Below are 10367 nucleotides of genomic sequence, written 5' to 3'. Positions count from 1 at the left end.
TCATAGTCGACGAGGCTCATGACACTGCACCCTATTCGGTAGCCCGCCGGTGTGTATCGAGACGATCACAGCTGCATACCGATGCGTACGGTGATCTGGCGCAACAGCAACGATGCCCAAATCATGGCACCGTGCGACCCGCAATGGCTCGACAGGAAGTAGGCACGGCATGACGGTGGACTGGGCTCGACCCCGTAGCTCTTCGGACCTGCACGGCGGTCGCAACCTCGACACGGCGCAGGGCATTCTGATCGGCCTTCGTCGGTGCTCTTCGGAGAACGCTTTGCACGAGTTGCTGAGCGCGGCACAACGTCACAAGATGCCGGTATTCGCGATGGCCTGGGCGCTCATCCATCTCGCGGGTGGCGGCGGAAATTCATCCCGCAGCCTCACCGATGCACAGGCGGCGGCCCATCACGAATGGGGCCAACTTTTCGGGTGAGCGCAGCAGAAGCCGCGCAATACCGCTGAACAATTCCTGGTAGGGGACTTAGCGGCGATTATTGCTCCGCCACTTTCAACTTATAGCGCACAGGGGGGCTTGCGGCAAGACCCGGGTCATGATGCAAAATCGCTGGCCGAAGCCAGAACTCACTTCATCCGGGGGGCCGAGGGATCGAACCGATATCCGAGCATGCGGTGGTGGTTGCCGGAGCAGGCGCGACGGGGCTGATGTTGGCGGGCGAGTTGGCGTTGGCCGGAGTCGACGTTGCCGTTGTCGAGCGGCGTGAAGACCAGGACCTGATTGGCGCGCGGGCAGGTGGTCTGCATTCACGCACCATCGAGGTCCTCGATCAGCGCGGAATCGCTGATCGATTCATTTCCCAGGGCAAATGGCGCAGGTCGCGGGGTTCTCCCAGATACGGCTGGACATCAGTGACTTTCCCACCCGGCATCCCTACGGGCTCGCGTTGTGGCAGAACCACATCGAGCGCACACTGGCCGGCTGGGTCGCTGAGTTGGCGGTGCCGATCTATCGCGGACGCGAGGTGATGGGTCTTGCCCAAGACGGCAGGGGCGTCGACGTCGAGCTGTCGGGCGGCCAGTTCCTGCGGGCCGAGTATCTCGTCGGGTGCGACGGAGGGGGCAGTGTCGTCCGTAGAGCAGCCGGCATCGAGTTCACTGGGTGGGATCCGACGACGAGCTACCTGATCGCCGAGGTCCAAATGGCCGCCGAGACGGGCTCGGATTCAGTCGAGGTGCCCGAATGGGGCATCCGCCACGACGCCCTCGGCGTCCACGCGCTCAGCATCCAGGAAGATGGGGGACCGGTGCGCGTCATGGTGACCGAGCAGCACCTCGGGCCCGCCTGCGAACCCACCTTGCGCGATCTGAGCGAGGCACTGATCGCGGTATACGGGACCGACTACGGGATCCACAGTCCCACCTGGATTTCCAGGTTCACCGATACGGCACGGCAGGCCGCGGTCTACCGGAACAGGCGGGTCCTGCTGGCCGGCGACGCCGCACACGTGCATCACCCGGTGGGTGGGCAGGGCCTCAATGCCGGTGTGCAGGATGCGGTGAATCTGGGGTGGAAGCTGGCCCAGGTGGTCAACGAGGTATCGCCCGACAGTCTGCTCGATACGTACCATGCCGAGCGGCACCCCATCGCTGCGCGCGTGCTGCGCAACGCGATGGCACAAATGGCGCTTCTTCGCCCCGACGACCGCACCGAGGCCCTGCGCGGCATCATTTCGGACGTCCTCGGCATGGATGAGCCTCGCAAACGATTCGCCGCGATGATGTCCGGTCTGGACATTCACTACGACCTCGGGCAGGGACACCCGCTGCTCGGGCGCCGCATGCCCGATCTCGACCTGCTCACCGCCACCGGGCCGCGGCGGGTGTTCACCCTGCTGCACGATGCCCGGCCGCTGCTACTCAACCTCGGTGAGCCCGACGGATTCGATATCGCTCCATGGGCGGATCGGGTTCACTTGATCGACGCGAAATATGTTGGCGCATGGGAGCTTCCGGTGCTGGGCACCGTCGCCGCGCCTTCCACAGTGTTGATCCGGCCCGACGGGTATGTTGCCTGGGTGGGAGACGAAATCGACATCGGGCTCTATGACGCGCTCACCATTTGGTTCGGGCCAGGGCCCGGATGGCGGCATCGGCCGCCCGCTTGGTCGCCAGCCTGGACCCCCTGGCGAGGCGAACCAGACGGGGCACGGCACCGGGCTGTCTGATCAGGTAGCGGGCGACGGCCGAGAAGTTCGCCCTGCCGTCCGGGTGGCTGAGGGCAACAATCTCGGCGTCCACGCTGCCGTCGCCGGCACGATCGCTGATCGCACGCACCACCGACCAAGGCACGCCGCGCTCGTCGCACACCTCCGCGACTGCGGCCGTCTCCATGTCAAGCGACACGACGCCTCGTGCCTGCAGGTCGGCGTGTACCGCCGGATCGACGAGCAGCTCGTCGGTGGTCCACATCGTCCCGTGGACTTTGCCGAGGCGGAGCGGTTTGGGCCGATGCTGGGAGCCGTCGGCACCGTTGACGACCAGCTCCGGCAACACCAGCGTCCCGATCGGGGTCTCGTTGTCGATAGCGCCGGTGATGCCAACGACGATCACCCACTCGACGTCGACCCTGTCCAGCAATCGGACGGTCGCGGCGTGCGCCCGGGCCGTGCCCATCCCGGTGACCACCGCGATCACAGCACGGTCGCCGATTCGGCCAACGTAGCCCACGGCAGTCTTCCGGAGCCGGAGCCGCCGTCGCAACGGGCGGAGCTCCATGGGCATGGCGCAGATCAAGGCGATCACGACGCGCTCGTAGTGATGCCGCGCGGATTCAGCCCACGACGGATTGTTCTAGGGTCGCCAGCGATGCGGCGAGGTAGTCCTCAGGGAACGTGGGCATGCCGCCGACCCGGTCGCGGAAATCCTGCGGCGTGGCGCTCCAGTCATAGGTGAGGGTGACCTCGGTGCGGTCCCCGGCCGGAGCGAGGTCGTAGCGCCAGAACCAACCGCCGGGGGCGTGGTTGCCGGCGTCGTCGAGCAGACCTGGCATCCACCCGATGGCGCGGTTCTCGTCGAACACATTGACCAGGTTGTAGGTGACGTAGTCACCACCGGCCGCTGTGAGGTACATGTTCATCGCGAAGACCTGTCCGGTGCCGGTAATCGGTGCGGTGTCCACCGCGTCACGCACCCAGTCGGTGGGCTCGATGTCGTGGTGGCTGGAGGGATCGGCCAGGACCGCAAAAATCTGGTCCGGGCTGGCGGCGAGCGTGCGGGTGACGACGTAACGTTCGGTGGTCGCGGTCATGAGTTGTCCTTGGGTCCGTAGGCGCGGGCGATATCGGGGGAGTCGGGCCAACCCGAGTATGTGGGCCGCGAGGGCCAACCTTCAGGCGAATCAAGCCATTCCTCCCGGCGGCCCCACGGCAGGACGTCGATCAGCGCGAACGTGTGGCTGAGCTGCTCGGTGCCCCGCCCGTTCGTATGCCAGGTGCGGTACACGGAGTCGCCGTCACGCAGGAATACGTTGACCGCGAAGCCTCCGTTCGGCGGTGCGTCCATGTCGGCGCCAAACGAGCTCCCCGATGACGAGTACCAGTGCATGCGGTTGCCGACCTTCTGTTTGTAGGCGAGTGCCTCTTCGATCGGTCCGTTGGTGACGATGACGAAGCGGGCGTCATAGTTGTTGAGGAACTCCAGCCGGGTGAACTGCGACGTGAAGCCGGTGCATCCGCCGCACTGCCACTGCTCGCCGTCCGACCACATGTGGTGGTAGACGATGAGCTGCGAGCGCCCATCGAACACATCGGCCAGCCGGACCGGCCCGTCAGTGCCGATCAAGGTGTAGTCGGGCAACTCGACCATCGGCAGACGGCGCCGCTGCGCGGCGATCGCGTCCAGTTCGCGGGTGGCGGCCTTCTCGCGCTTGCGCAGTTCGTCGAGCGCGGCGCGCCAGGTCTGGCGATCGACGATTGGCGGCAGGGCCGTGATTTTCAGGGACATCGGATCATACCTTTGCTATCGATTTGTCGGATCTGGAAGGTATGACTGGTGGCGGGCCCGGAATTCATCGGTAGGCGGTGTGAGCCGCTTCCGCAACCGCCGTAGGGGAAAGTGATGGAGAAGACCAGAGTCGCCCTGATAACCGGAGCGACCTCCGGCCTCGGCAGGTCGGTCGCCCGTGCGCTCGCCGAGCGGGGCATGCACGTGCTCGTGCACGGTCGTGATGCCGAGCGTGCTCAGGCCGTTGCCGGTGAGATACAGGCAGCGGGCGGCAATGTCGACACCTATCTGGCGGATCTCGGCTCGTTGGAGCAAGCGCGTGCGCTCGCCGAGCAGGTCAGCTCCAATCACCCAACGATTCATCTGCTGATCAACAACGCAGGGCTGGGTCCCGGTCGGCCCCCGTATCGCAAGCGCAGCCTGAGCGTAGATGGCCATGAGCTTCGCTTCGCCGTCAATTACCTCGCCGCTGCGCTCCTGGCTCGACGACTCGTTCCCAGCCTGAAAAACGGTGGGCCTGCGCGGATCGTCAACGTCGCATCGGCCGGCCAGGCACCGATGGACTTCGCCGATTTGCGGATGGACCACCACTACACGGGTATCCGGGCCTACTATCGCAGCAAGTTCGCATTGGTCGCGTTCACCTTCGACTTGGCGGCAGAACTTGCCAACACCGGCATCACCGTCAACTGCTTGCACCCCGCATCGCTGATGAACACGCACATGGTCCGCCGAGCATGGGTTCCACCCATATCGTCCATAGCCACTGGTGTCAGAGCGGTCATGAACCTCGCCGTTGAATCAACCGGTGCCGACGTGACGGGGCGTTACTTTGACGGCGTGCATGAAGCCAAGGCTCATCGCGCGGCTTACGACCCGACGATCCAATCGAATTTGCGCGCTGTGACGAACGAGATCCTTGAACCGTTTCTCTAGCGACAGGCCACTAATTATCGCAGCTTCTGCGCGAATTCGATGATGTTGCCGTCGGGATCGGCGATGTGGAGGGTCCTTTCATGCCATGGCCGGTCCATGGGTCCGCTGAGGATGTCGACACCGAGCCCTCTCAACCGTTCCGCTTCGGAATCTACGTCTTCGATCAGGAAGCCGATCTCGCCGCACGGCGGGTTGCCGCCTTCGCGACCGATGAGCTCCGGCAGCTTCGACCGTTCGAAAAGCGAGAACTTGGTGTTACCCATCTCGAACTCGACGTAGCCGTCGCCCTCGATCCGCACCTTGAGCCCGATCACGTCCCGGTAGAACGTCACCGACCGCCTGAGTGACTCGACATATTGGATGACGTAGTCCACGCGACGCATGAGATACACCGTATCGGCTGCCGCGGTGACGGGTCTGTCCTGCGGAAATGGGTGGTCCTCATTTTGTTACCATCGCGCGGTGAACGATTCGTCTGCGCTGCATACACGCGGCGGACAGCGAGCTGTTTCACGACGCACAGTCCTCAAATATGCTTTATCCACGCCGGCTCTAGCGAGCCTGGGGACGCTGGTTGCGGCACTCGGCCCGCAGAAGGCATCAGCGGCCAACAGTAGGCTGATCGATTTTACCGAGCGGTTGGTCCCACCGGATCAAATCAAATCGGCGGGCTATGCCGGGGCAGTGGTCTATGTGTCCGAGTCGCGGCCCGGAGCGAACTTCGATTTCAAGCCCGTCACCCGGGAGTATGCGGATGCGCTACGCGCAGCGGGTCTTCAAATCGTCAGCAACTACCAATACGGCAAGCCCGGTTGGCCTGACCCGTCGGATTACACGCGTGGGTACGACGGCGGCGTAGCGGACGCTCAGACAGCTCTGCGGCTGCACGACGGGGCCGGGGGCGGGGATTCGGCGCCGATCTTCTTCAGCATCGACGAGGACATCGACCTCAACACCTGGAAAAGCATTGCGGTTGAGTGGTTTCGAGGAATTAATTCGGTACTGGGCGTGGACCGCACCGGTATCTATGGGCATTCCCAGGCGTGCACATGGGCGATCGGAGACGGCGTACTTGGGCACTCAACCACCGCGGGACACCGGTGGGCATGGCAGACGAAGGCGTGGTCGCACGGAGAGCGCGAGCCGATGGCGGTGCTATATCAGACTGTGGTCAACACCCCGTCGAGCCCGGGCCCCGTCCTGGGCGGTACGCACGTGGATGTGGACGACGTTCTTGCGGCAGATTTCGGGCAGTGGGATTTGCATTCACGCTCGACTTAGCGAAAGGATGCGATCGCACATGATGCGTCCCGGCATGACCCTGCTCGTCGTCACGATAACGTTCGCGCTCGTCGCCTGCTCGCAGTGGACCGGCGCGTCGACTGCGTCAACTCCGGCCGCAGCGACCACGCCCGCGCCCGCGCCGCGGGGGCTGGCATCGGATCCTGTGCAGCTGGCCGACGACCTCGTCGCCGACGAGCAGGCGCTGCGCGACCCACAGTCATCGGAGGCCGTGCTGACGGCGGCGACGCACCGCCAGCAAGCGGCCTACCGCGCCCTCGGTTGGCATCCCGAGTGGGACGCGACCGTACGCCAGCGGATTCCGCCGTCGCTGCTTGACGTCTACGACCCCAACGTCGACGCTCGACGCCAGCTCAGCGCGATGGCCGCGCACCCGCCAAAGGACACGCTGCCCGCGTGGCGCATCGATGCTCCGGTGCCGGCCGACGAGCTGCTCGGTTACTACCGCGAAGCGGAGGCGGCGGCCGGTGTCGGCTGGAACTATCTTGCGGCGATCAACCTGATCGAAACCGGCTTCGGCCGCATCGCTGGTGTGAGTTCCGCGGGCGCACAAGGCCCGATGCAGTTTCTGCCCTCGACATTCGCCGCGTATGGCGATGGCGGCGACATCCTCTCGCCGCACGACAGCATCATGGCGGCCGGTCGCTACCTCGCCGCCAACGGCTTCGCCGACGACCACAACCACGCCCTGTTCCGGTACAACCACTCGAACCAGTATGTTCAGGCGGTCAACGACTACGCGGCCGTGCTCGCAACCGATCCCGCTACGTTCGCCGACTACTACCGGTGGGATATCTACTACCACACGAGTGCTGGTGACGTGCTCCTGCCCATCGGTTACGTCGCGACTTCACCGATCCCGGTCGGCGAGTATTTGGCGACCCATCCGCAGTGAGAATCTGAAGCAGTGGGGGGTGTGTTTCACGACCGCAGGTCAGTGAGCGCGGTGCAGCGTAGCGACGCAATAGTAGTCGGCGTCCAAACCTTCACCCGCCGCGTGCGTTGGAGCTGGTAATCCGTTGTCGATCAACAGTTGACGCAGCGACGTGCGTGTCGAGTGCCAACCGTGGTCGCTGAGGTAGGACGCGATGTCGTGGCGTTGGCCGAAGTAGCCGAGGTCCTCCAGGCGGATGTCGAGACCGTGCTGATACCACCGCTGGGTCGCTGCCTGCAGGATCTGCTGGGAGTCGGGCGAGTTCCAAAGCACCTCCACCATGAGCCGGCTGACATCGGCGCTGAGTGCGGTGATGTCGTCCAGCAGGCGATCTTGGGCGTCTGCGGTCAGAAAATTCACCAGGGCCTCGGCAATCCACACGGTCGGTCGTGCGGTGTCGAACCCGGCCTGTCGTAGCGCGGCCGGCCAATCGTGGCGTAGATCGATTGGCACTGCCCGCAGGTCGACGGTCGGTTCGGCACCAAGTGCGGCGAGGGTAGTTTGCTTGAACTCGATGACTTGCGGCTGGTCGATCTCAAATAAAGTCACTCCCGTCGGCCAGGACAACCGGTACCCGCGGGTATCGAGGCCCGACGCCAAGATCACCACCTGGTGGATCCCGGCCGCGCACGCATCGGCGATGAAGTCGTCGATGTAGGGGGTGCGTGCGATCAGTCGATCGGTCTGTGGTTGCAGACCCCATGGGTTGCCGGGGATGTCGACCTCGGCTGGGTCCAGCTCGCCGGTGGCCCAACGGTGGAAAAAGTCGATGCCGACGGCTGCCACCAGCGGCTCGGCGAACCGATCGTCGATCAACCGAGCGCGGGTGGCTCGGGCGCGGACGGCGGCCACCATGGTGGCGGTGGCGCCGACACTGGTCGCCAGGTCCCACGTGTCGTTATCGCTGCGTACCACGCCTTATACCCCGATACCCGCCGGCTGAACTAAGGTCAGCCAGTCTACGGTGTCGCGATACCGGCCGGCCGTGCCCTTGGGGTGGTGCGCGAGACCGCTCGTTTGCTGGCGGCTGCACGACTCCGCGCCTCGATGAGGCTAGGCGTTCTGGCTTTCCCCGTCCGCAAGTTCGCGCTCGGCCGGACCGACACGGGTTCAGGGTGGATCGAGGCTAAAATTTCATGACGGTTTCAGTTGAGCAAAGGTACTGCAGCTTACCCGCGATGCGAGGGCCGATATCGCCTGTTTGGCTTTAGTGTTGGCTGCTATGGCCGGACTGGACAATTACGTGAAGCGCTGGCGCACAGCGCTTCACGTAACCGTGTCGGCATTGGTGGTTGCCATCCTCGGACTCGCCGTCACCCCCGTAGCTCATGCTGCTGCGGCCACGGCGACTTTGTCGGTGGAACATACGTGGCAGACCGGTTTCATCGCCCGCTTCGCCATCACCAACGCGAGCGCGGTGCCGCTAAGCGATTGGAAGCTTGAATTCGACATGCCGGCGGGACAATCCGTCTCGCACACGTGGAATAGCACCATTACCCAATCTGGCACCCACTATGTTCTCAGCCCCGCGAATTGGAATCGCGTCATTGCACCCGGTGGTTCAGCCACCGGTGGTCTAAGAGGCGTGCTGACCGGTTCCTACTCGCCACCGTCAAATTGTGTGCTCAACAGGCAATATCGTTGCACCTAGGCGTACTTTACTGATAACCCACCGTATTCGTTTTGGCCGTATTGTTCGCTCGAGCAGCGGGATCCTGTCCGACGCAGTTGAGCAAGGCGTCGACGGCGCCCAAAAGCTTGAGAGGATCCACAATCGCGATTGTCTACATTTCGTCTACACTGGGTTCATGGCAGCAGAAACCACAACTGTCCGGGTCCGCCGTCTAGATTCTGAGCGGCTCCAATCTCTGGCCAAGGCTCGTCAGACCGCCGTCGTCGACATCGTGCACGCAGCCATCGACGCCCTGGAACGGCAGGAATTCCTGCGGGGACTCAATGGGGATTACCAGCGCCTACGTAACAACCCCGAACTGTGGGAGCAGCACCTAGCCGAGCGTCACGAGTGGGACGCACTGGCTTGATCTGGCGAGGCGACGTCTACTACGTCGATCTCGGCCAACCGGTCGGACACGAGCCGGCCTTTCGACGCCCGGCGGTAGTGGTGTCGGTCGACATTCTCAACAACGGACCGGGTGGCCCGATGGTCGTCGTCCCGATCACGACCACTAGTTACGGCCTGCGAAGCCATGTCGAACTCGAGTCAGAGGGCAGCGGGCTGGACCACACCTCCTACGCTCGCTGCGACCAACTGCGAGTGGTCTCCGTCGAACGACTGTCATCTCGTCAGGGAATGATTGGCCCAGACCAGATCCGGACCATTGACCAAGCGCTGCGCTTTGTGCTCGATCTGTGATACTCAGCTACTCGTTCGTGATTTCTCTAGGCCCGGCGGTGGACCGACTGAATGAACGTGAGACGGATGGTTCATGTTGAGCTTGACCACGCCATAGGGAAGCACGCGCACCCGGAAAAACGTGCACCGACGGGAAGCGCGTATGTCCCTTCCAGATTTAGTTGTCATGCGCGACCTGGTCGTAGGCCAACAATATTCGGATTCTTGCTAGCCCGACCGTCCTAATATAGATGGCATTTCCGTGACTTAAGGTACTGACTCGTGACTCGTGCGCAGCGAGAAGCGCTGTCATTGCGTCCCCGGGCTTGATTACGTGCTCATGATGCCAGTCCTTCTGGTGAGGAGTCCTTAGTGCCCACTCCAACGTCCGGTTTGCGCACGAGTGGCTGGGTTCTTCTGAGATAGGCGATCGCCGCCCGCAGCCGATTTGGGTCGTCGCCAAACGCACCGAGCCCAGCATTGCACGATGGGCACAAGAGGCCCCGAATAGCGCCAGTTTTGTGGTCGTGGTCGACGGCCAGTGGCACCTTGAGTAGCGGTTGGCCATCGCCCCGCGGACGACCACCGACTCTGATCAGGTCAACCTCAGCCTCGTTGATGCCACATATACCGCAGCGATAGTCCTGCTTGGCCCGCAGGGCATCGTACTCCTCGGGGGTGATCCGATACTTCGCCCAGAGGTTCGCACGCCGGATTTCTGCGGGACTCTGATCGGCTCTGCGAGCTCGCTGGTAGCACGCCATGCAGAGTGGGTCGGATGTGCGACAGCGCACCATACGACTTCGCGGTTTGAGTTGACCGCAACCAGTGGTGGGAGAGCAGCGAATCAACTCCGTATTGACAGGATGATTC

General features: G+C 63.5%; 14 protein-coding genes and 1 pseudogene. 8 read left to right on the top strand and 7 right to left on the bottom strand.

Translation table 11 applies throughout. From position 1 onward, the window contains the following. Nucleotides 1-169 precede the first annotated feature (169 nt). Nucleotides 170-442, top strand: coding sequence for an ANTAR domain-containing protein (locus tag ACRDTL_RS10745; protein ID WP_431506688.1), 273 nt, complete (start codon nucleotides 170-172; stop codon nucleotides 440-442). Nucleotides 443-591: 149 nt separating this feature from the next. Here the strand turns inward: ACRDTL_RS10745 and ACRDTL_RS10740 are convergent, their stop codons facing one another. After that, nucleotides 592-771 carry a hypothetical protein gene (locus ACRDTL_RS10740; protein WP_431506691.1) on the bottom strand — a complete coding sequence of 60 codons (180 nt, stop codon included), beginning with the start codon at nucleotides 769-771 and terminating at the stop codon, nucleotides 592-594. Here ACRDTL_RS10740 and ACRDTL_RS10735 point away from each other — a divergent pair. Continuing rightward, nucleotides 688-2192, top strand: a pseudogene (locus ACRDTL_RS10735) (FAD-dependent monooxygenase). The gene ACRDTL_RS10740 and the pseudogene ACRDTL_RS10735 sit on opposite strands and share 84 nt — an antisense overlap. On the opposite strand, the gene ACRDTL_RS10730 reads toward ACRDTL_RS10735, so the two are convergent. Genes ACRDTL_RS10730 through ACRDTL_RS10720 form a run of 3 tightly spaced genes read right to left on the bottom strand, consistent with a single transcriptional unit; the run spans nucleotide 2080 to nucleotide 3969 of the window. Then, a complete protein-coding gene (locus tag ACRDTL_RS10730) occupies nucleotides 2080-2769 on the bottom strand; it encodes a hypothetical protein (protein WP_431506687.1) in 690 nt (229 codons plus the stop codon). The pseudogene ACRDTL_RS10735 and the gene ACRDTL_RS10730 sit on opposite strands and share 113 nt — an antisense overlap. A gap of 28 nt (nucleotides 2770-2797) precedes the next feature. Next, a complete protein-coding gene (locus ACRDTL_RS10725) occupies nucleotides 2798-3274 on the bottom strand; it encodes an SRPBCC family protein (protein ID WP_431506686.1) in 477 nt (158 codons plus the stop codon). Then, on the bottom strand, nucleotides 3271-3969 hold the full coding sequence (locus tag ACRDTL_RS10720; RefSeq protein ID WP_431506685.1) for a DUF899 domain-containing protein: 699 nt from the start codon (nucleotides 3967-3969) through the stop codon (nucleotides 3271-3273). Before ACRDTL_RS10720 ends, ACRDTL_RS10725 begins: the two co-directional genes overlap by 4 nt. A 114-nt stretch (nucleotides 3970-4083) precedes the next feature. Between ACRDTL_RS10720 and ACRDTL_RS10715 the strand changes: the two genes are divergently transcribed. Beyond that, nucleotides 4084-4905: an SDR family NAD(P)-dependent oxidoreductase gene (locus tag ACRDTL_RS10715; RefSeq protein ID WP_431506690.1), complete on the top strand. Its 822-nt coding sequence runs from the start codon at nucleotides 4084-4086 to the stop codon at nucleotides 4903-4905. Nucleotides 4906-4919: 14 nt separating this feature from the next. Here ACRDTL_RS10715 and ACRDTL_RS10710 read toward each other — a convergent pair whose 3' ends face one another. Continuing rightward, entirely contained in the window at nucleotides 4920-5288 is a 369-nt protein-coding gene (locus ACRDTL_RS10710; protein ID WP_431506684.1) for a VOC family protein, read from the bottom strand. A 79-nt stretch (nucleotides 5289-5367) separates the two neighbouring features. Between ACRDTL_RS10710 and ACRDTL_RS10705 the strand changes: the two genes are divergently transcribed. Continuing rightward, nucleotides 5368-6186 carry a glycoside hydrolase domain-containing protein gene (locus ACRDTL_RS10705; RefSeq protein ID WP_431506683.1) on the top strand — a complete coding sequence of 273 codons (819 nt, stop codon included), beginning with the start codon at nucleotides 5368-5370 and terminating at the stop codon, nucleotides 6184-6186. 7 nt (nucleotides 6187-6193) lie between these two features. Beyond that, nucleotides 6194-7102 carry a transglycosylase SLT domain-containing protein gene (locus ACRDTL_RS10700; RefSeq protein ID WP_431506682.1) on the top strand — a complete coding sequence of 303 codons (909 nt, stop codon included), beginning with the start codon at nucleotides 6194-6196 and terminating at the stop codon, nucleotides 7100-7102. A 39-nt stretch (nucleotides 7103-7141) separates the two neighbouring features. On the opposite strand, the gene ACRDTL_RS10695 is transcribed toward ACRDTL_RS10700, so the two are convergent. Further along, nucleotides 7142-8056, bottom strand: a complete 915-nt coding sequence (locus ACRDTL_RS10695) for a class I SAM-dependent methyltransferase (RefSeq protein WP_431506681.1) — start codon at nucleotides 8054-8056, stop codon at nucleotides 7142-7144. A 307-nt stretch (nucleotides 8057-8363) separates the two neighbouring features. On the opposite strand from ACRDTL_RS10695, the gene ACRDTL_RS10690 reads away from it, so the two are divergent. The 3 genes from ACRDTL_RS10690 (at nucleotide 8364) to ACRDTL_RS10680 (ending at nucleotide 9515) form a co-directional block, all read left to right on the top strand. Then, a complete protein-coding gene (locus tag ACRDTL_RS10690; protein ID WP_431506680.1) occupies nucleotides 8364-8792 on the top strand; it encodes a cellulose-binding domain-containing protein in 429 nt (142 codons plus the stop codon). A 157-nt stretch (nucleotides 8793-8949) separates the two neighbouring features. Beyond that, nucleotides 8950-9183 carry a hypothetical protein gene (locus tag ACRDTL_RS10685; protein ID WP_431506679.1) on the top strand — a complete coding sequence of 78 codons (234 nt, stop codon included), beginning with the start codon at nucleotides 8950-8952 and terminating at the stop codon, nucleotides 9181-9183. Further along, nucleotides 9180-9515: a type II toxin-antitoxin system PemK/MazF family toxin gene (locus tag ACRDTL_RS10680; protein ID WP_431506678.1), complete on the top strand. Its 336-nt coding sequence runs from the start codon at nucleotides 9180-9182 to the stop codon at nucleotides 9513-9515. The genes ACRDTL_RS10685 and ACRDTL_RS10680 overlap by 4 nt, the downstream gene beginning before the upstream one ends. Before the next feature lie 317 nt (nucleotides 9516-9832). On the opposite strand, the gene ACRDTL_RS10675 is transcribed toward ACRDTL_RS10680, so the two are convergent. Next, complete coding sequence (locus ACRDTL_RS10675; protein WP_431506689.1) at nucleotides 9833-10258, bottom strand: endonuclease VII domain-containing protein; 426 nt, start codon at nucleotides 10256-10258, stop codon at nucleotides 9833-9835. Nucleotides 10259-10367: the final 109 nt, after the last annotated feature.

Origin of the sequence: Mycobacterium sp. (genome assembly GCF_050700595.1) — a bacterium.
Classification (GTDB): domain Bacteria; phylum Actinomycetota; class Actinomycetes; order Mycobacteriales; family Mycobacteriaceae; genus Mycobacterium.
Note: the sequence above shows the minus strand (reverse complement) of the source record. Positions and strands in the feature narration are given on the sequence as shown.